Origin of the sequence: Bradyrhizobium manausense (assembly GCF_001440035.1) — a bacterium.
GTDB classification, from domain to species: domain Bacteria; phylum Pseudomonadota; class Alphaproteobacteria; order Rhizobiales; family Xanthobacteraceae; genus Bradyrhizobium; species Bradyrhizobium manausense.
The window spans coordinates 45,394-67,170 of sequence record NZ_LJYG01000044.1 but is presented as its reverse complement, the minus strand read 5'-3'; the positions used below and the strand labels follow the sequence as shown (position 1 = coordinate 67,170).

Annotated in this window: 21 protein-coding genes and 1 riboswitch; of the genes, 3 read left to right on the top strand and 18 right to left on the bottom strand. The window is 64.2% G+C overall.

The features are described from left to right. Both AOQ71_RS09950 and AOQ71_RS09945 read right to left on the bottom strand, forming a co-directional pair. A partial coding sequence (locus AOQ71_RS09950) for a hypothetical protein (RefSeq protein ID WP_157083471.1) occupies positions 1 to 1,010 on the bottom strand: 1,010 nt, incomplete at its 3' end. A 167-nt stretch (positions 1,011 to 1,177) separates the two neighbouring features. Next, entirely contained in the window at positions 1,178 to 2,284 is a 1,107-nt protein-coding gene (locus AOQ71_RS09945; protein WP_057745221.1) for a 2'-deoxycytidine 5'-triphosphate deaminase, read from the bottom strand. Positions 2,285 to 2,394: 110 nt separating this feature from the next. Continuing rightward, positions 2,395 to 2,474: riboswitch (SAM riboswitch) on the top strand. A gap of 73 nt (positions 2,475 to 2,547) precedes the next feature. Between AOQ71_RS09945 and AOQ71_RS09940 the strand changes: the two genes are divergently transcribed. Then, complete coding sequence (locus tag AOQ71_RS09940; RefSeq protein WP_057745218.1) at positions 2,548 to 3,735, top strand: O-succinylhomoserine sulfhydrylase; 1,188 nt, start codon at positions 2,548 to 2,550, stop codon at positions 3,733 to 3,735. 141 nt (positions 3,736 to 3,876) lie between these two features. On the opposite strand, the gene AOQ71_RS09935 is transcribed toward AOQ71_RS09940, so the two are convergent. From AOQ71_RS09935 to AOQ71_RS09925, 3 genes are read right to left on the bottom strand one after another with little or no spacing between them, the layout of a single operon-like run. Then, positions 3,877 to 4,878, bottom strand: coding sequence for an SGNH/GDSL hydrolase family protein (locus AOQ71_RS09935; RefSeq protein WP_057745215.1), 1,002 nt, complete (start codon positions 4,876 to 4,878; stop codon positions 3,877 to 3,879). 12 nt (positions 4,879 to 4,890) lie between these two features. After that, positions 4,891 to 5,670, bottom strand: coding sequence for an SGNH/GDSL hydrolase family protein (locus tag AOQ71_RS09930; protein WP_057745210.1), 780 nt, complete (start codon positions 5,668 to 5,670; stop codon positions 4,891 to 4,893). Continuing rightward, positions 5,670 to 6,941 (bottom strand): OpgC domain-containing protein, encoded by a 1,272-nt coding sequence (locus tag AOQ71_RS09925; protein WP_057745207.1) that lies wholly within the window; start codon positions 6,939 to 6,941, stop codon positions 5,670 to 5,672. Before AOQ71_RS09925 ends, AOQ71_RS09930 begins: the two co-directional genes overlap by 1 nt. Before the next feature lie 181 nt (positions 6,942 to 7,122). Here AOQ71_RS09925 and apaG point away from each other — a divergent pair, with 181 nt between their 5' ends. Continuing rightward, complete coding sequence (gene apaG / locus AOQ71_RS09920; protein ID WP_057745205.1) at positions 7,123 to 7,515, top strand: Co2+/Mg2+ efflux protein ApaG; 393 nt, start codon at positions 7,123 to 7,125, stop codon at positions 7,513 to 7,515. Between the two features lie 122 nt (positions 7,516 to 7,637). Here apaG and AOQ71_RS09915 read toward each other — a convergent pair whose 3' ends face one another. The 3 genes from AOQ71_RS09915 to AOQ71_RS09905 all read right to left on the bottom strand — a co-directional run bounded on the left by AOQ71_RS09915 (position 7,638) and on the right by AOQ71_RS09905 (position 10,946). Continuing rightward, positions 7,638 to 8,657: an Hsp33 family molecular chaperone gene (locus AOQ71_RS09915; RefSeq protein ID WP_057745202.1), complete on the bottom strand. Its 1,020-nt coding sequence runs from the start codon at positions 8,655 to 8,657 to the stop codon at positions 7,638 to 7,640. Positions 8,658 to 8,820: 163 nt separating this feature from the next. Beyond that, positions 8,821 to 9,744 (bottom strand): ornithine carbamoyltransferase, encoded by a 924-nt coding sequence (argF, locus tag AOQ71_RS09910; protein WP_057745199.1) that lies wholly within the window; start codon positions 9,742 to 9,744, stop codon positions 8,821 to 8,823. Beyond that, positions 9,744 to 10,946: an aspartate aminotransferase family protein gene (locus tag AOQ71_RS09905; protein ID WP_057745435.1), complete on the bottom strand. Its 1,203-nt coding sequence runs from the start codon at positions 10,944 to 10,946 to the stop codon at positions 9,744 to 9,746. Before AOQ71_RS09905 ends, argF begins: the two co-directional genes overlap by 1 nt. A 467-nt stretch (positions 10,947 to 11,413) precedes the next feature. Here AOQ71_RS09905 and AOQ71_RS09900 point away from each other — a divergent pair, with 467 nt between their 5' ends. Continuing rightward, the gene (locus AOQ71_RS09900; protein WP_018644522.1) at positions 11,414 to 11,926 is read left to right on the top strand and encodes a GcrA family cell cycle regulator; all 513 of its coding nucleotides are present in this window, start codon (positions 11,414 to 11,416) and stop codon (positions 11,924 to 11,926) included. Positions 11,927 to 12,017: 91 nt separating this feature from the next. On the opposite strand, the gene phoB is transcribed toward AOQ71_RS09900, so the two are convergent. The 10 genes from phoB to AOQ71_RS09845 form a co-directional block, all read right to left on the bottom strand. Next, entirely contained in the window at positions 12,018 to 12,731 is a 714-nt protein-coding gene (gene phoB, locus AOQ71_RS09895; RefSeq protein ID WP_057745196.1) for a phosphate regulon transcriptional regulator PhoB, read from the bottom strand. Between the two features lie 22 nt (positions 12,732 to 12,753). Further along, entirely contained in the window at positions 12,754 to 13,470 is a 717-nt protein-coding gene (gene phoU / locus AOQ71_RS09890; RefSeq protein WP_057745192.1) for a phosphate signaling complex protein PhoU, read from the bottom strand. 11 nt (positions 13,471 to 13,481) lie between these two features. Beyond that, positions 13,482 to 14,303, bottom strand: a complete 822-nt coding sequence (pstB, locus tag AOQ71_RS09885; protein WP_057745188.1) for a phosphate ABC transporter ATP-binding protein PstB — start codon at positions 14,301 to 14,303, stop codon at positions 13,482 to 13,484. Then, positions 14,300 to 15,145, bottom strand: coding sequence for a phosphate ABC transporter permease PstA (gene pstA / locus AOQ71_RS09880; protein ID WP_057745185.1), 846 nt, complete (start codon positions 15,143 to 15,145; stop codon positions 14,300 to 14,302). Before pstA ends, pstB begins: the two co-directional genes overlap by 4 nt. 1 nt (position 15,146) lies before the next feature. Further along, positions 15,147 to 16,136, bottom strand: coding sequence for a phosphate ABC transporter permease subunit PstC (gene pstC, locus AOQ71_RS09875; protein WP_057745182.1), 990 nt, complete (start codon positions 16,134 to 16,136; stop codon positions 15,147 to 15,149). A gap of 147 nt (positions 16,137 to 16,283) precedes the next feature. Continuing rightward, complete coding sequence (gene pstS / locus AOQ71_RS09870; protein WP_057745432.1) at positions 16,284 to 17,297, bottom strand: phosphate ABC transporter substrate-binding protein PstS; 1,014 nt, start codon at positions 17,295 to 17,297, stop codon at positions 16,284 to 16,286. Between the two features lie 149 nt (positions 17,298 to 17,446). Further along, positions 17,447 to 18,739, bottom strand: coding sequence for an ATP-binding protein (locus AOQ71_RS09865; protein ID WP_057745178.1), 1,293 nt, complete (start codon positions 18,737 to 18,739; stop codon positions 17,447 to 17,449). Between the two features lie 36 nt (positions 18,740 to 18,775). Then, entirely contained in the window at positions 18,776 to 19,834 is a 1,059-nt protein-coding gene (locus tag AOQ71_RS09860) for a lysylphosphatidylglycerol synthase domain-containing protein (protein WP_057745175.1), read from the bottom strand. 527 nt (positions 19,835 to 20,361) lie between these two features. Continuing rightward, the gene (locus AOQ71_RS09850; protein ID WP_057745167.1) at positions 20,362 to 21,294 is read right to left on the bottom strand and encodes a haloalkane dehalogenase; all 933 of its coding nucleotides are present in this window, start codon (positions 21,292 to 21,294) and stop codon (positions 20,362 to 20,364) included. Continuing rightward, a partial coding sequence (locus AOQ71_RS09845) for a TetR family transcriptional regulator C-terminal domain-containing protein (protein ID WP_245316828.1) occupies positions 21,291 to 21,777 on the bottom strand: 487 nt, incomplete at its 5' end. The genes AOQ71_RS09850 and AOQ71_RS09845, both read right to left, overlap by 4 nt.

Below are 21,777 nucleotides of genomic sequence, written 5' to 3'. Positions count from 1 at the left end.
GTTGGGCGCAGGTGTACGCCGATGTGCCGGCCGCATCCGGCGGCGAGTCCCTCGAACAATCCCTCCAGCACCTTGGCGCAGGCGTGGTGATAGTCAGTGACGTCGTCCATCAGCTTCCAGCTCTGCTGCCGGATTTCGAAGCTGCCTTTGGATTGCGTGATCTCGGCCGCATCGTCCTGCGCGGCGAGCAGCGCGCTGAGGAAGGACGCGAACTCGCTCGCGCCGCCGCGGCGCATCGCCAGCGGCGCCGCGATCTCATCGAAAAACTGCATGCCGATCAGCTTGCCGGTGATGTGCAGGAGATAGCCGGCATCTTCCGGCCCGAATAGCTGCACCATCACCGGCGCGGCGGTGCGCACATATTCCATGGCGTAGTTGCGATAGGCCTTTTCGAGCCGCGGCCTTGGCCAGCTAGCGAGGGGAAGCGCCGGCGCGGTCTTCGGATCGAACAGCGGGGCCTCCAGATGCCGCGCGTAGACGAGGCGCTGATCCGGTTCGAGCGGATGGTCGTATTGATGGTAGTAGCCTTCGAGCCCGTCCTGGCCGTCGACGCTCTGCTTGGTGCAGACGAAGCCCAGCCGGAGATCGCCGAGTGCGACGCCGTTGTTGGCGTGCCAGCCGCGCAGCATCGCGCGGCTGACCTCGCCCGGCACGCCGCAGATTGCCGCGCCTTTCCAGATCCAGCGCGGCGGCGGATAGCGGATCCAGGCCTTGGTGTCGCTCTCATACATGTATTCGACATGCACGCCGCCGATCCAGTTGGAGAGATAGTGATATTGTGCCGCCGCCACCGCCGGCGGCAGATGATCGATCCCGAGCTTCTTCAGCCCGGGCAGGAAGCGCTCCTGCTGCTGGCGACGGAATACGCGGAAGACGAACTCGGCGGCGTCAGCCGTGCCGCGGCGCGTCACCACGGTGAGGATCAGGCCGCTGAAATAGGCGTGGTAGAGATCGGCGACCGCACGCCAGCGCTTCCATTGCGCTGCTTGCGTGGCGTCTGCGGCGGTCATCGTTTGCTCCCGGCTTGTTGTTTTGCGGGAGTGTGTCATCGCGGATGGGCTGGCGCAACCGGTGGGCGATTTCTGTCGTAGCCCGGATGGAGCGCAGCGAAATCCGGGTTTAGTGCCGCAAGCGCAAGAGTCCCGGATTGAGCTGCGCTGCATCCGGGCTACGAAAATTACACCCTGAAATGCTTGCTCAGCTTGAGGCCCTGCGCCTGGTAGTTGGAGCCGATGCGCTGGCCGTACATGGCGTCGGGGCGGGACAGCATCTTCTCGTAGACGAGACGGCCGACGATCTGGCCGTGCTCGAGGATGAACGGCACCTCGCGCGAGCGCACTTCCAGCACGGCGCGCGATCCTAGCCCGCCGGCACCGGCATAGCCGAAGCCGGGATCGAAGAAGCCGGCATAGTGCACGCGGAATTCGCCGACCAGCGGGTCGAACGGCACCATCTCCGCCGCGTAATCGGGCGGCACCTGCACGGCTTCCTTGGAGGCGAGGATGTAGAACTCGCCGGGGTCGAGGATCAGGCTGCCGTCGGGACGGGCCGAGATCGGCTCCCAGAAATCTTCCACCGCATAGCCGGAGCGGCGATCGACATCGACCACGCCGGTGTGGCGCTTGGCGCGATAGCCGACGAAGCCATTGCCTTTCTCCCCGGAGAGATCGACCGAGACGGCGACGCCGCCGGTGAGATCGGCATCGTCGATGTCGACGAGACGCTCAACGGCATGCAAGCTTTCGAGCGCATCGGCATTGAGGATGGCGTCACCAGTGCGGAAGCGCACTTGGCTCAGGCGCGAGCCTTCGCGGACCAGCACCGGAAACGTCTTCGGGCTGATCTCGGCATAGAGCGGGCCGTGATAGCCGGCGCCGATCATATCGAAGCGGCGCGTGCCGTCGGCGATCACGCGGGTAAAGACGTCGAGCCGGCCGGTCGAGCTTTTCGGATTGGCCGCCGCGACGATCTCCGGCGGTAGCGCCAGGCTCTCCAGCAGCGGCACGATATAGACGCAGTTGGTTTCCAGCACCGCACCGTCGGCGAGGCTGAACTCGTGCAGCTTCAACTCGTCGATGCGCTCGGCGACGGTGGCGCCGGGACCGGGCAGGAAACTGGCGCGGACGCGATAGGCGATATCGCCGAGACGTAGATCGAGGCTCGCCGGCTGGATCTGGCTTTCGACGAAATCATAGGCGGGCAGGATGAGGCCCGCTTCCGCCATCGCCGCGATCATGCGGTCGGGCAGGATACCATTGGCGTCGGCGGCAACCGTGAACGTCAACCGGGGGTCCTCGTCAGGGGTCGCGTATATCCGGACTTGCGGGACATACGAGCCTTTTACGGCTATCCGATGGACGCCTTGACGGAAAGGGCATTGCGGAATATGAGCATCACTTATCCCGTGGTGATTTGAGCCGGCCGGCTTGCAGCCACGTTAAATAAGTCGCTAAACAGGCCGGGGACCTCTGTGATCCCGGCCCGTGGAGATATCCAGGCCGGTTTTTTTATGACCATCTCGACAAGACGGTCATATCGGAGGGTCCTATGTCGAAGTCGCCTGCCTCTTACCGCCCCGAAACCCGCCTGGTCCATTCCGGCACCCTGCGCTCGCAATATGGCGAGACATCGGAGGCGCTGTTTTTGACGCAAGGGTATGTCTACAACAGCGCCGAGGAGTGCGAGGCGCGGTTCAAGGGCGAAGACCCCGGCTTCATCTATTCGCGTTACTCGAATCCGACGATCGCGATGTTCGAGCGGCGCATGATCGAGCTCGAAGGCGCCGAAGCGGCCCGCTCGGCGGCGACAGGCATGGCCGCGGTGACGACGGCGATCCTCGCGCCGCTCAAGGCCGGCGATCATGTCGTGGCCTCGCGCGCGCTGTTCGGCTCGTGCCTCTACGTCATTCAGGATCTGCTTCCTCGCTACGGCATCGAGACCACGCTGGTCGATGGCGCCAATCTCGACCAATGGCAACGCGCGGTGAAGCCGAACACCAAGACGTTCTTCCTGGAGAGCCCGACCAATCCGACGCTCGACGTGCTCGACATTCCCTCGATTGCCGAGATCGCCCACAAGGGCGGCGCGCGGCTCGTGGTCGACAACGTTTTCGCGACGCCGATCTGGCAGAGCCCGCTCGCGTTAGGCGCCGACGTCGTCGTCTACTCCGCGACCAAGCACATCGACGGCCAGGGCCGGTGCCTGGGCGGCATCATCCTGTCCTCGGAAGCCTTCATCGCCGAGCACATCCACAATTTCATGCGCCAGACAGGCCCATCGATCTCGCCCTTCAACGCCTGGGTGCTGCTCAAGGGCCTGGAGACGCTAGGTGTGCGCGTGCGCGCGCAGACCGACACGGCAGCGCGCATCGCCGATGTGCTGGCGAGCCATCCCAAGATCGCGCGGCTGGTCTATCCCGGCCGCGAGGACCATCCGCAGGCGGCTCTGGTGAAGAAGCAGATGCGCGGCGGCTCGACGCTGGTCGGCTTCGAGGTCAAAGGCGGCAAGGCGGCTGCATTCCGCGTGCTCAACGAGCTCAAGCTCGCAAAGATCTCGAACAATCTTGGCGATGCCAAGAGCCTGGTCACGCATCCGGCGACGACGACGCATCAGCGGCTGAAGCCGGAAGATCGTGCCGCACTCGGCATCAGCGAGGGATTCATCCGCTTCTCGGCCGGGCTCGAGCATGCCGATGATCTGATCGAGGATCTGACCGCGGCGCTGGAGAAGGCGTGAGGTGATCGCTAAATCGTAGGGTGGGTTAGCCGAGCGGATGCGCCAAGCGCATCTGCTCGGCGTAACCCCACCAACTTCGTTCGGCATTCGATGAGGCATGGTGGGTTACGGCTTCGCCTAACCCACCCTACGGCAGTGGAGTTACATCGGCCGATAGGTCCGCACGTCCGCGGGCACGTTCACCCCGATCTTGATCTGGCCGACCGAGTGGATGATGTCGTCGCCGAGCAGCTGGGCGAAGCAGGCATAGCCCCAATCGTTCATGTGCAGGCCGTCGGCGATGACGAAACTCTCGACCGGAAGCGCCTGCTTCTCGTGCCAGTCGCGCATCACCTCGAAGCGCGGGAAGATGCCGACGTGACGAAGCTCGGCGACCTTGCCGAGCAGCTTCACCATCTTGCTTGCGCTCTCGGAACGCTCGGTGACCCTGGGCGAATATTGCGGGTCGACAAGCACGATATCGGAATTGCCCGCCGCCTGGATGCGAGTGATGCCGTCCTCGACCATCTTGGCGGTGTCGCCGGGATCGAGATTGCGCAGCACGGCGTTGGTGCCGACCTGCCAGATCACGAGATCCGGATGCACGTCGATCACCTCCTTCTGGAGGCGCTTCATCATCTCGGGCGCGTCCTCGCCGCCGACGCCGGCATTGATGACCGTGATGTCAGCAGTCGGATATTGCCGGCGCAGCTGCGCAGCGAGACGGTTTGGATAGTTGAAGTCGGGCGAGCTCGCGCCATAGCCCGCAGTCGACGACGAGCCGAACGCGACGATGACGACGGGCTTGCCCGCGACGAGCTTGCCCGCGACATGCGGCAGCGAGCCCATCGTCTTGGCGCCGCCCTTCGGCGGCAGGCAGGGGACGCGGCTGAAAATATCGCCGGCGGATTTTGCGACCTGCTTCACCTTGTCGATGGCGCGCGAGGTGAGGCCGCGCTGATCGGTGGGCTGCTGGGCCGTCGCCGCAACCGTGGTCTGCGACGGCGAGGTGGGCGCTGGGTTAGCGGCCTGCTGTGGCGCGGCAGTCGCCTGGGCGGCCTGAGCTCGGGCAGGCGCCTGCAGCACAGGCATCAGCATCAGCAGCGTCGCCACTGCGGGCGCGGACAACCATGTCGACAGGCCAAAAGGGCGGAAAGAACTCATTAACGCTAGACCTCAATTCTGCTGCTCGGTCGGCCCCAGATGGGCAGCATCGATCACGAACTGCGCCAACGCCCGGCCAAGGCAATCATGGACCTGCTTCGCCAGCTCAGGGCCGCGCGAGGCGCTGAACAAGTCGAACTGACCCTGATCATTCCACTGCCGCATGATCGCGAAACGATCGAACAGCGGGATATCATGCTCCTGCGCCACCACCCGCATATTGTCGAGATAAGGCGGTGCCGAGATCATGGATTCGGTACGCGGGCTGTATTGCAAATTCATCAAGACGACGTCAGCCCCTGCATGTTGCAGCGCAGCGACCCCATCGGTCACGGCGCCGCGAAAGTCATCGGGATCGATCGATCGGATAGCATCCACCGTCCCGGTCTGCCAGATGACCAAAGTAGGTGTTTTTGCTTCCATCAGCTTAACGAAGGTTCCGGCGGCCTCCTCCGCCGTCTTCTTGCTCTGTAGTTCTACGGATACGTGCACGGTCTCCGAAGGGGGCAGTTTCTCTTTCAAGATCGCCTCCATCCGTGCCGGATAGGAGCTGCTTTCCGAAAATGGGATCGTCGTCGACCGGCTTCCGATCACGAGGATCTCAAGCGGTTTGCCCGCCTTGACGGCGTCGGCGACCTTGGGGAGCTGGCTCTCGGTGGCGAGCAGATAAGGCGGCACGTCACAGGCTGCAGGGATCGGCGGCGTCGCAGGCGCGGCCTCGTCTGCGCGCGCCGAAGGCGCGGTGAGGTACCCGCATAGCAGGATCAGGCTCAGGATAACCTTCGCCGTCATCAGCCCCCTCCCGCCAGATCGGCGTTGCCGACGGCGTTTTTGGTTTTCGCGCCGCTCTTGTCAGCTACGCGCTTGTACCACGAAATCACCCAGGCCATCGCCCACATGATCAGGATTCCTGAGAGACTAATCAGCGCATGCATGGCGGGTCCACCGGAGACCTCGGCCAGGATGAAATGGCCGGCAAAGGCCAGGAAGACGCCGAGACAGAAGATCTCCAGCGAGTGCTGGCCGCACACGATCAGCGGCCGCAACCATTGCGATTTCAGGCCCGGCCATTCCCGCGGCAGGAAGCGCACGGTGAGCGCGGCCAGCGCCAGGAAATGCGTGAAGCGCAGCACGTCGAGATCGGTCTTGTCGATCGGATACATCCACTGCTCGATCCGCTTCGGCATGAAGTGCGAAAGCTGCGGGACGTACCAGGTCAGCGTCACATAGAACGCCGCAACGAGATAGCCGATCGAGATCCACATCGTCACGGGCGATGCCAGAATGCGCGACATGCGTCGCGCACCTCCGAGCGCGCACCATGCGCCGAACACGAACAGCAACTGCCAGGCAAAGGGATTGAACGCCCAGAAGCCGTTCGGATAGGCGGAGAAGTACAGATCGAACTGCCAGGTCGCCGCGTAAAGCAGCGCCGAGAGCGCGAGCGTGACATCGGGCCGCCATTTCATCGACCACAGGATCAGCGGCAGCGCGAGCATCAGGACGATATAGAGCGGCAGCACGTCCATGTTGACGGGACGGAAGCGCAAGAGAAGCGCCTGCACGATGGTGATGTCGGGCTGCTTGAGAAAATCCATGATGCCCATCTCTTCGGTGTAGAGCGGGTTCTCGAAGCTGGTCGCGACGTAGGAGATTTCGGCGAGGAAGATCGTGAACAGGAAGACGTGGGCGACATAGATTTGCCAGACCCGCCGCAGGACGCGTGCCGTGGCGATGACGACACCGCTCTCCAGCATCGCGCGGCCGTAGACGAAGGCTGCGGTGTAGCCCGAGATGAAGATGAAGATCTCGGTGGCGTCGCTGAAGCCGTAATTGCGGATCGTGAACCAGGTCAGCAGATTGGGGGGCAGATGGTCGATGAAGATCAGCCACAGCGCGAGGCCTCGGAACAGATCGAGCCTGAGCTCGCGCTCGCCGATGGCGGGCAGCGTGATGGCCGGCGCAGCAACGCGCGGCTTCGCGTCGACCGGTTTGGCCTCCGCGGGCTTGGCGCCCGCGGTTCCCGCGATCGTCGATCCCGTCACTTGATCGGCAATGGTCATGGGGACCCAAAAACCCTTCCGCAAATCGCGACGTTTCAGGAGTGTACCGGTCCGGTCGCCGCCTCGCAAAGCGGCCGGATCACATCTGGGGTGTACTTCTTCGTGAATTCGGGCGGGACGATGTCGCCAAGGCCGCCTGGGGCGTTTGGTTCCTGGCCGGGTTTTCGTTATGATGACAGCCATGTACCGCGCCGTGACCCGCCAGATCGAAGTGACCGTCGAGCCGAACTTTGTTCCGGAACAGTCCTCGGCCGACCGCTCGCGGTATTTTTGGTCCTACACCATCGTGATCACCAATTCGGGCGACGAGACCGTGCAGCTCAAGACGCGGCACTGGATCATCACCGATGCCACCGGGCGGCAGCAGGAGGTCAAGGGCGAGGGCGTGATCGGCGAGCAGCCCGTGCTCGCCCCCGGCGAACGCTTCGAATACACCTCGGGCGTGCCACTCTCCACCGCCTCCGGCTTCATGACCGGCCGCTACCTGATGGTCAGCGAAACCGGCGAGCGCTTCGAGATCGACGTGCCGACGTTCTCGCTGGACAGCCCCGACAACAAGCGGGTGTTGAACTAGAGGCGGCGCCAAGCGCGGTATCGTAGGATGGATTAGCCGAAGGCGTAATCCACCACTGACCGTTTCCGCAGAGAGAAAAGAGGTGGATTACGCTTCGCTAATCCATCCTACAATGCTGGCGCCTACGCGTCTTCCACGCCCGCTTCATCCGGCGTGAATTCGTACACCGAGCTACAGAACTCGCAGGTCACGACGACCTTGTCGTCCTTGACCATGGCGCTGCGATCGTCAGGCGAGAAGCTCTTCAGCATGGACGCGACCGCGTTGCGCGAGCAGGAGCATTGCGCTTTGAGGACCAGCGGATTGAACACGCGCACGCCGCGCTCGTGGAAGAGGCGGTAGAGCAGCCGTTCACCGGAGAGATCGGGATCGATCAACTCGACGTCCTCGACCGTCTCGATCAGCGAGCGCGCCTCGACCCAGGCATCGTCTTCGGCGACGCTGTGAGCCTCAAGGCCCTCGGGCGCATCGCCGGGATGCAGATCGGCCTGCCGCGCGCGCTCCGGCGCCTTTGGCAAAAACTGCATCAGCATGCCGCCGGCGCGCCAGCGGTGCTTGCCGCCGTCGCTCGAGCGCCACTCCTCGCCGACCGCAAGGCGCACGCGCGTCGGGATCTGCTCGGAGCGCAGGAAATATTCGTGGGCGGCGTCTTCCAGGCTGCCGCCGTCGAGCGCGACCAGGCCCTGGTAACGGCTCATATCGGGCCCCTGGTCGATGGTCATGGCGAGATGACCGCGGCCGAGCAGCGTGCCGGAATTCATTCCAGGTTCCTTGGCATCACCGAGGCGCTCGGCATCGAAGCGCGCATAGGCGCGCAGGCGATCGGGCGCCTGATAGTCGACCACCAGGAACGACACCGGCCCGTCGGTCTGGGCCTGCAGGATGAAGCGGCCCTCGAATTTGAGCGCCGAGCCGAGCAGCGTCGTCAGCACGATGGCTTCGCCGAGCAACTTGCCGACCGGTGCGGGATAATCATGCTTGGTCAGGATGTCGTCGAGCGCCGGGCCAAGCCGCACCAGACGGCCGCGCACATCGAGCGCATCGACCTCGTAGGGCAGCACGGCGTCATCGACGGGAACTGCGGAAGGCGCGCGAACCGGGCTTTCGGGCCTGGTTTTCATGTCGGGGGATTGGGAGACCATGGCGCTTTATCTGGGGTCGGAGGGCGGAAATGGAAGGGCCCCCGCATTCCGTGCTCAGAATGGCGGGCCGCGTAGCCCGGATGGAGCGCAGCGCAATCCGGGGAAGTCTTTCCGCGTTAAGAACCCCGGATTTCGCTGCGCTCCATCCGGGCTACAAGTGAGCCTACTTCACCGCGTCAAAACACCAGGCCAAAATGCCCTTCTGCGCGTGCAGGCGGTTTTCGGCCTCGTCGAACACGACTGACTGCGGACCGTCGATCACCTCGTCGGTGACCTCCTCGCCGCGATGGGCGGGCAGGCAGTGCATGAACAGCGCATCGGGCTTGGCCAGCGACATCAGCTTGGCATTGACCTGGTAGGGCTTGAGCACGTTGTGACGGTGCTCGCCCTCCTTGTCGCCCATCGACACCCAGGTGTCGGTGACGACGCAATCTGCGCCCTTCACGGCGGCCTCGGGATCGGTGCCGAGCACGATCGGCGCGCCCGTCGCCTTGATGAAGTCGCGCATCACCTTCTTCGGGGCAAGCTCCGGCGGCGTTGCGACATTGAGCTTGAACTTGAAGCGCTCGGCGGCATGGGCCCAGGACGCCAGCACGTTGTTGTCGTCGCCGGTCCAGGCCACGGTGCGGCCCTCGATCGGGCCGCGATGCTCCTGATAGGTCATGAGGTCGGCCATCACCTGGCACGGATGTGAGCGCCGCGTCAGGCCGTTGATGACGGGCACGGTCGCGTTCGCCGCGAGTTCCAGCAGCGCCTCGTGATTGAGGATGCGGATCATGATGGCGTCGACATAGCGCGACAGCACGCGCGCGGTGTCGGCAATGGTCTCGCCGCGGCCGAGCTGCATCTCGGCACCGGTGAGCATGATGGGCTCGCCGCCGAGCTGGCGCATGGCGACGTCGAACGAGACGCGCGTGCGGGTCGACGGACGCTCGAAGATCATCGCCAGCGTCTTGCCTTCGAGCGGCCGCACCGGCTGATGCGCCTTCTGCTTCGCCTTCATGGCGGAGGAGGCCGCGAGCATGCTCTTGAGCTCCGACAGCGGCAGCTCGTTGATGTCGAGGAAGTGCTTGGGTGCCTTGCTCATCAGCTTGCCGCCCGCTTGTTGCCTGACAGCGCCGTGCAGGCGCGCTCGAGCCTGACGATGCTGTCCTCGATTTCCGCCTCGGTGACGATCAAGGGCGGCAGGAAGCGCACGACATTGTCGCCGGCGCCGACGGTAAGCAGCTTCTCGTTGCGCAAGGCTGCGACCAGATCGCCTGATGGCACCACGGCCTTGATGCCGATCAAAAGCCCCTCACCGCGGATTTCGCTGACGATATCGGGATGACGGTCGATCACGGAGGCGAGCTTCTGCTTGAGCAGCAGCGACATCTTCTGCACGTGGTCGAAGAAGCCGGGCTTGAGCATGACGTCGAGCACGGCGTTCGCGGCCGCGATCGCCAGCGGATTGCCGCCGAAGGTCGAGCCGTGCGAGCCGGGGCCCATGCCGGCGGCCGCATCTGCAGTCGCCAGGATCGCACCGATCGGAAAACCGCCGCCGAGCGCTTTCGCCAGCGACATCACGTCGGGTGTGACGCCGGTGCGGCGATGGGCGAAGAGATCGCCGGTGCGGCCCATGCCGGTCTGCACCTCGTCGAAGGCCAGCAGCAAGCCTTTCTCGTCGCAGAGCTGGCGGAGCGCCTTGAGGAAGGCTGAAGTCGCCGAACGTACGCCGCCCTCGCCCTGGATCGGCTCGATCAGGATGCCGGCGGTATGCGGGCCGATCGCCTTCTTCACGGCCTCGATGTCGCCATGCGGGATCTGGTCGAAGCCGTCCATCGGCGGACCGAAGCCTTCGAGATATTTTGCCGATCCCGTCGCCGCCAGCGTCGCCAGCGTGCGGCCGTGGAAGGCGCCTTCGAAGGTGATGATGCGATAGCGCTCCGGATGGCCCTTGGAGAAGTGATGATGGCGGACCAGCTTGATCACGCCCTCCAGCGCCTCGGCGCCGGAATTACAGAAGAACACGAAGTCGGCAAAGCTCTCGTTGCAAAGACGCGCAGCGAGCTTCTCGCCGTCAGGGCTCTGGAACAGGTTCGACATGTGCCAGAGTTTCGTGGCCTGCTCCTGCAGCGCCTTGACCAGCGCCGGATGGGCATGGCCGAGTGCATTGACCGCGACGCCCGAGGTGAAATCGAGATAGCGATCGCCATTGGTTGCGATCAACCAGACGCCTTCACCGCGCTCAAAACCGATATCGGCCCTGGCGAAAACGGGGAGCAAATGCGGCGCTGCGCTGTTGGTCATGACGATCTCTTTGGTGGTCACTTCGGATGTTTCGGACGGCCTGAACACGCATGGCGCAGCGCGTCATTTGGCCCGGAAAACGAAACGTGCCGCCTTTTAAGGGCGGCACGCGCGACTATCTTATGCCTGGCAATACGGGTGTCAATGCCGCCCGGAAAGCCTCGCGAAACGCTGAATCCGTAGTCTTGCGGTGGCGATTTTGCGGGATTTTCGCCACGGAACATGTGGAAGCGAGTCGGCGGACTCTTGCGCGTGAGTCACGGCATATTGTAGCGTTTGGCTTGTCAGATACGACATCTCGTGCAGCGGTTCTGATCCCAAAAGTCCTCATGTACCGGCGTAAACGTTCGGGCGCATCTGGCGCGCCCGGCGAGCCTTAAGGGATTCTGGCGGCACGGGTTTTTCGAAGCTTAGGCATTCGTCGTGAGGCCCCACAGATGGCTGGCGCCGGCGAAGGAAAGGATGCAATGACGGTTTTGACCTGGTCAGATGATCGCGTCGAGCAGCTGAAAAAGCTCTGGGAGGCCGGACTTTCGGCCAGCCAGATCGCCGCTGAGCTTGGAAACGTGACCCGCAACGCCGTAATCGGCAAGGTGCACAGGCTCGGCCTGTCCGGCCGCGCCAAGAGCCCCTCATCAGCAGCTCCGCGGCCGCGCAAGGCGCGTCCCGCACAGCACATGATGCGGGTGAGCCGCCCCATCGCGCGCGGCAACACCGCGCTGGCGCAGGCCTTCGAGGTCGAGGTCGAGGCTGAACCTGTTACCTACGACAACGTTGTGCCGATGAGCCAGCGGCTCTCGTTGCTCGAATTGAACGAGGCCACCTGCCACTGGCCGGTCGGCGATCCTTCAAGCCCGGATTTCTTCTTCTGCGGCGGCAAGGCGCTCTCAGGCCTGCCCTACTGCGCCCAGCACTCGCGCGTGGCGTATCAGCCGGCGGCGGATCGCCGGCGGGCGCCGGCGAAGCCAGGCACGCGCTGAGTACTTGGTTCAGACGACATCGTCGCGGGACAGGCCGGGACGAAAAAAAGCGCGCCACCAGGCGCGCTTTTTTTGTTTGCTGGCGGGCAGCCTAGCTTGAGGTCTGCTCAGCCTTCGCGAAGCGATCGTCGAGCGCGTAGCCTGCGCCGCGGACGGTGCGGATCGGGTCCTGCTCGCGGCCGAGATTGAGCAGCTTGCGCAGGCGGCCGATATGCACATCGACGGTGCGTTCGTCGATATAGATGTCGCGGCCCCAGACGCTGTCGAGTAGCTGCTCGCGCGAGAACACCCGGCCGGGATGCTCCAGGAAGAACTCCAGCAGGCGATATTCGGTCGGTCCGAGATCGATCGGCCGACCCGAGCGCGCCACGCGGCGCTTCTCGCGATCGAGCTCGATGTCGCCGAAGGCGAGCACGGTCGCGAGCCGCTCGGGGCTGGCGCGCCGCAGCAGGCCCTTGACCCGCGCGAGCAGCTCGGGCACCGAGAACGGCTTGACGATGTAATCGTCGGCGCCTGTGGCAAGCCCCCTGACACGCTCGCTCTCCTCGCCGCGCGCGGTGAGCATGATGATCGGCAGCTGCTTGGTGTCGGATCGCGTCCGCAACCGGCGGCACAGCTCGATCCCGGACAGGCCCGGCAACATCCAGTCGAGCACGATCAGATCGGGGATGTGCTCCTTGAGGCGGGTGTCGGCGTCGTCGCCGCGCATCACCGTCTCCACGTCATAGCCGTCGCCTTCGAGGTTGTAGCGGAGAAGCTCGGTCAGAGCTTCCTCGTCCTCAACCACCATAATGCGTGCGCCCATGGGCTCGTCGCTCCTTGCGTAATCAGGTGTTCGGGACCGTCGTGGCGAAGGTCGTCATGTCGCCCTTCGGCCGCTTGTCGGTGATGGCCTGGCCTTCGATCATGTAGAACACGGTCTCGGCGATGTTGGTGGCGTGGTCGCCGATCCGCTCGATGTTCTTGGCGCAGAACATCAGATGGATGCAGAACGAGATGTTGCGCGGATCCTCCATCATGTAGGTGAGGAGCTCGCGGAACAGCGAGGTGCAGATGGCATCGACCTCCTCGTCGCCCTTCCACACCGTCATCGCCGCCGGCAGGTCGTGCGCGGCATAGGCATCGAGCACCGACTTGACCTGCTGCTGCACGAGGTCCGTCATGTGCTCGAGGCCGCGGAACAGCTTGAGCGGATGGAAATCCGTCTCCAGCGCTGCGACGCGCTTGCCCATGTTCTTGGCGAGGTCGCCGATGCGCTCGAGGTCGGTCGCAACCCGCATGGCGCCGACGATCTCGCGCAAGTCCACCGCCATCGGCTGGCGGCGCGCGATGGTCAGCACGGCGCGCTCCTCGATCTTCTTCTGCAGCGCGTCGAGCTCGGCATCGATGGTGACGACGCGCTGGCCCAGCGCGACGTCGCGGCGGATCAGCGCATCGACGGAATCGACGATCATGCGCTCGGCGATGCCGCCCATCTCGGCGACCAGGCGGGTGAGCTCCTGAAGGTCGGTGTCGAAGGCTTTTGCGGTATGTTCGGAAGCCATGTCCTGTCTCCTCAGCCGAACCGGCCGGTGATGTAATCCTGCGTGCGCCGGTCCGACGGCGACGTGAAGATCTTGCTGGTGTCGTCGAACTCGATCAGCTCGCCGAGATACATGAAGGCGGTCTTGTCGGAGACGCGGGCCGCCTGCTGCATGTTGTGGGTGACGATCGCGATGGTGTAGTTCTCGGACAGTTCCTGGATCAGCTCCTCGACCTTGGCGGTCGAGATCGGATCGAGCGCCGAGCAGGGCTCGTCGAACAGGATCACTTCAGGCCGCACCGCGACGGTGCGGGCGATGCAGAGGCGCTGCTGCTGGCCGCCCGAGAGCGACAGGCCGGAGGCGTTGAGCTTGTCCTTGACCTCGTTCCACAGCGCGCCGCCGCGCAGCGCCTTCTCGACGCGGTCGTCCATCTCGGACTTCGAGATCTTCTCATAGAGGCGGATGCCGAAGGCGATGTTCTCGTAGATCGTCATCGGGAACGGCGTCGGCTTCTGGAACACCATGCCGACGCGGGCGCGCAGCAGGTTGAGATCCAGCTTGGGGTCGAGGATGTTGGTCTGGTCCAGCATCAGCTGACCGGTGACGCGCTGGCCCGGATAGAGGTCATACATCCGGTTGAAGATGCGCAGCAGGGTCGACTTGCCGCAACCGGACGGGCCGATGAAGGCGGTGACGCGGTTGGTGCCGAGCGTCATATTGATGTTCTTCAGCGCCTGGTGCTCGCCGTAATAGAAGTTGAGGTTGCGCACCGTCACCTTGGCCGGAGCTTCCGGCAGCGGCTGCTGCGAGGCGAGGTGCGCGTTGGAGCTCACGGATACGGACAAGTCGGTCATTTTGCGGTCCTCTCGGCACCGAGGATGCGGGCGCCAATGTTCAGGGCAAGCACGGTGAGCGTGATCAACAGCGCACCGCTCCAGGCGAGCTGCTTCCAATAGGCGTAAGGGCTCTGGACGAAATTGTTGATGGTGACGGGCAGGTTCGCCATGGTCTTGTTCAGGCCGAGGCTGAAGAACTGGTTCGACAGCGCGGTGAAGAGCAGCGGCGCGGTTTCGCCGGCGACGCGGGCGGTGGCGAGCAGCACGCCGGTGATGAGGCCGGAGCGGGCCGCACGATAGGCGATCCGCTTGATCACCAGCGAGCGCGGCAGGCCGAGCGCGGAGGCGGCCTCGCGCAGCGCATTCGGCACCAGCAGCAGCATGTCCTCGGTCGTGCGCAGCACCACCGGGATCACGATGACGGCGAGCGCGAGCGAGCCTGCGATCGCCGAGAAGCCGCGCATCGGCACCACCACCGCGCCGTAGATGAACAGGCCGATGATGATCGACGGCGCCGACAGCAGGATGTCGTTGATGAAGCGGATCACGGAGGTCAGCTTGTCGTTACGGCCGTACTCGGCGAGATAGGTGCCGGCGAACAGGCCGAGCGGCGCGCCGATGCCGACGCCGATCACGGTCATGATCAGCGAGCCGACGATGGCGTTGCGCAGGCCGCCTTCGGTCGAGCCCGGCGGCGGGGTATCGGCGACGAACAGGTCGAGGTTGAGGCCGGCAATGCCGTTGTAGAGCAGCGTGAGCAGGATCAGCGCGAGCCAGGTGACGCCGACGGCGGCGGCTCCGAAGCAGAGCCCACGGACGACGATGTCCTTGCGGCGACGGCGTACATAGATCGGGTTCATGTCACCTCCCCGCCTTCTTTTCCAGGCGCAGCAGCATCAGCCGGGCGGCGGCGAGCACGAAGAATGTCAGCACGAACAGCAACAGGCCGAGCAGGATCAGGCCGGACTGGTGCAGGCCGTCGCTCTCGGCGAATTCGGATGCGATCGCCGCCGAGATCGTGGTGCCAGGCGCGAAGATCGATGACGAGATACGGAATGAGTTGCCGATGATGAAGGTCACCGCCATGGTCTCGCCGAGCGCGCGGCCCAGGGCCAGCATGACCCCGCCGATGATGCCGACACGGGTGTAGGGGATCACGACGCTGCGCACCACTTCCCAGGTGGTGCAGCCGACACCATAGGCGGCCTCTTTCAGCACCGGCGGCACCGTCTTGAACACGTCGACCGAGATCGAGGTGATGAAAGGCAGCACCATGATTGCGAGGATCAGCGCCGCGTTGAACAGGCTGAGATAGGACGGGGGACCTGCGAAGACCGCGCCCAGCACCGGGACGCCGTCGAAGATCTTGATCATGAAGGGCTGGAAGGTGTTGGCCAGGAACGGTCCCAGCACGAAGAAGCCCCACATGCCGTAGATGATCGAGGGAATGCCGGCGAGCAGTTCCACCGCCATGCCGATCGGGCGGCGCAGCCATTGCGGGCAGAGCTCGGTCAGGAAGATCGCGATACCGAGACCGACGGGAATGGCGATCAGCATCGCAATGAAGGAGGTGACGAGCGTGCCGTACATCGGTCCGAGCGCGCCGAGCACGGGCGGATCGGCCGACGGCGCCCAGCGCTGCGTCCACAGGAACGCAAAGCCGTATTCCTTCATCGCCGGGAAGGCACCGACGATCAGCGACAGGATGATGCCGCCAAGGATGAGGAGCACCGAGATCGCGGAAAGCCGCGTGATCCAGTAGAAGGTGACATCGCCGAGCTTGAACGCGCTCAAGGCCTTGGCGCGATCATACGGACCGGCGGCATCAATTGCATTGCTCTCGACAGCCATATCTGCCACGCCGATCCCCTGTACCCGTTTATTTACGCTTGCTGTCAGTTTCGTGCCCCGGACGCGACGCGAAGCCGATCCGGGGCCGAAGTCGTGTGGTCCGCGATGCGGCCACTGAGGTCGCACCGCCTCCGGAGGACAAAGAGCTTAGCTCTTGATCTCGGCAGACCAGGTCTTCTCGATCTGCTGGACGACGCTGTCCGGCATCGGGATGTAATCGAGCTCCTCGGCTGCCTTGGCGCCGTTCTTGAAGGCCCAGCGGAAGAACTTGATGGCTTCCTGCGAGGCCGCCTTGTCAGTGGCATCCTTGTGCATGAGGATGAAGGTCGCCGCCGTGATCGGCCAGGACTTGTCGCCGGGCTGGTCGGTCAAGATGACGTAGTAGCCGGGCGCCTTGGACCAGTCGGCATTGGCGGCGGCCGCCTGGAAGGCCTCGGTGGTGGGCTCAACGGTCTTGCCACCCTTATTGACCATCTTGGTGTAGGTCAGCTTGTTTTGCTTGGCGTAGGCGTACTCGACATAGCCGATCGAATTCTTGGTCTGGCCGATGTTGCCCGAAACGCCTTCGTTGCCCTTGGCGCCGACGCCAACCGGCCATTCGACCGCGGTGCCCTCACCGACCTTGCTCTTCCAGTCGGCGCTGACCTTGGAGAGATAGTTGGTGAAGTTGAAGGTGGTGCCCGAACCGTCCGAGCGGCGAACCACGGTGATCGCCTCCGACGGCAGCTTCACGTTCGGATTGAGCTTCTTGATCGCGGCGTCGTCCCACTTGGTGATCTTGCCGAGATAGATGTTGGCGAGCGTCTCGCCGTCGAACACCATCTCGCCAGGCTTGACGCCTTCGAGGTTGACGACCGGAACGATGGCGCCCATCACCATCGGCCACTGGGCAAGGCCGTCCTTCTCGAGCTGCTCGGCCTTGAGCGGCATGTCGGTGGCACCGAAGGTCACGGTCTTGGCCTGAATCTGCTTGATGCCGCCGCCGGAACCGATCGACTGGTAGTTCAGGCCGTTGCCGGTCTCCTTCTTGTAGGCATCAGCCCACTTCGAATAGATCGGGAACGGGAACGTCGCACCTGCGCCGGTGATGTCGGCAGCGAACGCCGCCGTCGTCGTTGCGGCGACCAAGCCGGCAGCGACGATCGTTTTGAGGAAATTCATGCTGGTCTCCATACAGGGGAGCGAAGCGCCATCCGCGCCCGATCGCGCTCCCGCGCCGCCCCTTTAGGAGCGGTCGGCTGAGCTTTTACGAAGGTTTCGTGACAGTCGGATGACAGCGCTAAGCGATTGAAACCGCGTTGTTTTATTGCCTAAACTAAAGTCTTGGCCTGGGGAAAACAGGCGGTGAAAGTCGCACCCTGCTTGGGCACGCTTTCGATCAAAAGACGGCCGCGGTGACGGTTAAGAATATGTTTCACCAGCGATAATCCGAGCCCCGTGCCGCCCTGCGAGCGGCTGTCGCCGACGTCAACCCGGTAGAACCGCTCGGTCAGGCGCGGCAGGTGCTCCGGCGCGATGCCGGGGCCGAAATCCCGCACCATGACCCGGATTTCCTGAGTTGCATCGGCGGGCGCCGGCAGCGTCAGCGAGACGATGACGCGTCCACCGGAGGCGCCGTATTTGAGCGCGTTTTCGATCAGATTTTCGAACAGGCGGAGCAGCTCCTCGCGGTCACCGGCGATCATGACCGGCCCGTCGGGCAAATGGGTCTCGACCTCGACCTGACGCTCGCGCGCCAGCGGCTCGAGCCCGTCGGCGACCTGGAAGATGATCGGCAAGAGATCGACCAGAGTGTCGGGCCGCACATGGGCCGACAGCTCGACCCGCGACAGCGACAAAAGGTCGTCGATCAGGCGCGCCATGCGGGTGGCCTGGTTGTGCATGATGCCGAGGAAGCGCTCGCGCGCCTTCGGGTCGTCCTTGGCCTGGCCCTGGAGCGTGTCGATGAAGCCGGACAGCGCGGCCAGTGGCGTTCGCAACTCATGGCTGGCATTGGCGACGAAGTCGGCGCGCATCTCCTCGACCCGGCGCAGCGGTGTCTGGTCGTGGAAGGTCATCAGCATGCATTTGTCGGCGCCGCCGAAATTGGTCGGCACCGGCACCGGGGTGATGATTAGCTCCATCCAGCGATCGACAGGCACATGGTCGAGATAGGTCGCGCGCCGCGGCTCGGTGGTGGCAATGGACTCGCGCAGCGCCGTGATGATCTCGGGCGAGCGCAGCGCGAACTGGGCGAGTTCGTTCTTGCGCAGCGCCGGCGCGAGCTGCGCGGCGGCCGCATTGAGATGGATGACCCGGCCGGCGCGGTCGAGCAGCACCGCCGGATCCGGCATGCCGGCGACGACCGCAGCCACCGCGGCGCTTTCCACCGGATTGACGCGCCTGACGTCCTCGCGTGAGGCGGCGGTATCATGCAGCCGCCAAGGGATCAGTGCCGCAGCCGCGATACAGACAAACACGGCGACGGCATGCACCACCGCCAACTCGCCGAGCGAGACTACGACCGACAGCGCCAGCGCCGCAGCGATCAGGACGATGGTCGAGTGCCGCAGCCGATCGGACCAGGGCTGCACCGTGGGAGACGAGGGAGCGTCGATCGCCATCGGGCCGGGCTTCTCCTTGGGTTCGCTCTGCGCCGGTCAGACGCCACCGCTATCGCTACGCTTTCTCACATAAGCGGCTTCAGGCGGTGGAGCTGGATCGAGCTTGAGCGCCGCCTGCTGCAGGCGTTTCGATCGGGCGCCGATGATAACCTCCCGAAACGTCAGCAAGATTACAGAGATGACGAAAGGGGACAGGTAATAGAGGACCCGGAACAGCAGCATGCCGCCGAGCAGCTCCTCACGGTCCATCTGCCAGAGGCCGACCAGCATGGCGGCGTCGAAGACCCCTAAGCCGCCGGGCGAATGGCTGGCGAAGCCAAGCAGCGTCGCCGAGACGAAGATGACGGCGACCACGACGAAGCCGAGATTGGGCTCGTCGGGCACCAGCACGTACATGGCAAGCGCACAGAAGCCGAGATCAATGATGCCAATGGCGATCTGCAGCAGCGTCAGCGGGCCGCCCGGCAGCACCACGGTCCAGGGACCACGCCCGACCACCCGCGGCTGGGTCCAGACCCAGACCACGTAAGCGACCAGCGCCACGATGATCATCATCGCGACGGTGCGGTTCAACCAGGGCGGCAGCTGGTCGATCGAGGCCGCCGCCTCCGGATGATAGGAGATGCCGAGGCCGAGCACGGCGGCATTGCCGAGCCAGAAAGTGAGGCCGGCCAGGAAGCAGATTTTCGCGACGTCGATCGCGTTGAGGCCGTAGGCCGAATAGATGCGATAGCGCACGGCGCCGCCGGTGAAGACGCTGGCGCCGACATTGTGGCCGATCGAATAGCTGGTGAAGGCCGCGAGCGCGTTGATGCGATAGGGTACGTGGGATTGGCCGATCGCGCGCACGGCAAACAGATCGTAGAAGGTCAGGGTGAAATAGCCCGCGGCGACGAACAGCGCGGCCATCGCAATCTGGCGCGGCTCGGTGCTCTTGATCGCCTCGATCACCTCGTTCGTGTCGATGCCGCGCAGCATGTGGTAGAGCACATAGCAAGCGATGCCGATGACCGCGACGCTGATCACAACTCCAAGCTTATGCAGGATTTGCTTCTGGCGCAGCAACGTCATCGTCCTGCGTATGGCTTCCAGCATCTAGACCTCGAACAACACTTCAGCGGCCAGGGTGGCCGGCGAACAGGCGGACGACGCACAGGCACTCAACGAACGAGCACTCAACGAACCCTCGCCGCCGGCTTTGGCCTCGCGCATGCCCCCCGTCCCTCCACTAGCGCGTTTCGGGGCGGAGTGGAATTCGCCAATGTGAACAAAATCACGTGCCTTCAATATTTTAGGCAGGCTTGCGAGCTCATGATGCACGGTTTGGCGCTTTCGGCGGCAAGGCTTGAGGCGAATCTCCATGGCAATCTGCGCAGTCGCCGTGAAGTTTTGATGATTTCGACCGGACAATGTTCCGTCGCGCTTTAAGTCGAAATCAATCTATGGACCGCGTGCGCCTGTTAAAAGAGGGGCCGCTGCGTCGGCAGGGCTGCGCGGCACACGATGATGCGGCCGACGCCTCGCTCCGGGTCATCGCGTTGCACTGCGACATCACAGACGTCATCGCGGCCGCCCCGCCAAGGCAGCCGCGACGAGCATGTTGCTCAGAAGTAGCGTTCGCCTCAGGCCGCAAGCTGCGGGCGCATCGCTTCGATGCCGGCGATCCAGCCGGCGACCGAGCGGCCAATCGCCTCAGGGTGATCCTCCTGAAGGAAGTGCAGCCCGGCGCCGAGGCGAACCAGCGCGCAGTGCTTCAATGAGGCCGCAAATGGCGCGGCAAATTCCGGTGCGACCAAAGCCCCGGGCTCACCCGTGAACAGAAGCTTGGGATAGGACGACACGGCCAGCGCCGCGTGCGCGGATTCGAGCGCCGCATAGACGTCGGCTGGCTCGCCGGCGATCGGCAATTCGCGTGGAAGCGCAAGCACGGGACGGCGACTCTCCGGCGTCGGGAATGGTGCACGATAGGGTGCCATCTCCGCGTCGCTCAGCTTGCGCACGATGCCGCCGGGCAGGACGCGCTCGACGAACGCATTTGCCTCGAGGATCATCGCTTCGCCCTCACCTGGCGTCCTGAATTTGCGGAAGACCGCGCGTGCCGCCTCGGCGTGGTCCTGCTCTTCCGCGACCTCGGTGTGGTGGAAGTCCTGCCAGGTCGGCATTGGACGGATGAATTCCATGAAGGCGAGGCCGCGCACGAAATCCGGCCGGCGCGCGGCGAGATGAAATGCGAGCGCCGTGCCCCAGTCCTGCGCGACGAGATAGGCCGATCTGATACCGCGCGCTTCGATGAAGGCATCGAGATAGCGGAAAAGATCGAAGAAGCGGTAGGCGATATCGGGCTGGTCGGACTGACCGAAGCCGATGTTGTCGGGCGCGATGCAATGCGCGACCGGTGCCACCAGCGGCAGGATATTGCGCCAGATATGCGAGGAGGTCGGATTGCCGTGGAGAAACAGCGCGACGGGCGCGCCCTCCGCGCCGGTCTCGCGATAGGCCATGTGGCTTCCGAGGACGGACGCTTTGCGAATCTCGATGTCGATCGGCTTGGTCATGTCGGCTCCTTGAACGCGGTTTGGAATGCGATGGTCTTGAAGCGTTCGAGCGCCTTGGGATTGCGGTCGACTTTCATGCGCAGGATTGCGCCCTGCCAGGACGCGAGCAGGAAGTCGGCAAGCTCATCGGGCTCGAAATCGGAGGCGATCTCGCCGCGCTCTTGCGCATCCCTGATGCAGGCGGCGAATGGGGTGCGCCATTCGGCAAAGATCGCCGAGAGACGCGCGCGCAGCAGTTCGCTGCTGCCCGACGCCTCAAGGCTGAGATCGCCGATCAGGCAGCCGCGACCATAGCCGTCGGCCTCGAGCCTTCCGGTGATGATGTCGAGATAGCGCCGCAGGCGCGCGCGCGGCGTCAGCGAAGTGTCCTCGAGCGCTTCGGCGACCAGGCCGCGGGTGACATCGAAATAGCGGTCGAGCACTTCGGAAGCGAAGGCCTCCTTGGAGCGGAAATGGTTGGTGAAGGATCCCTGCGGCGCGCCC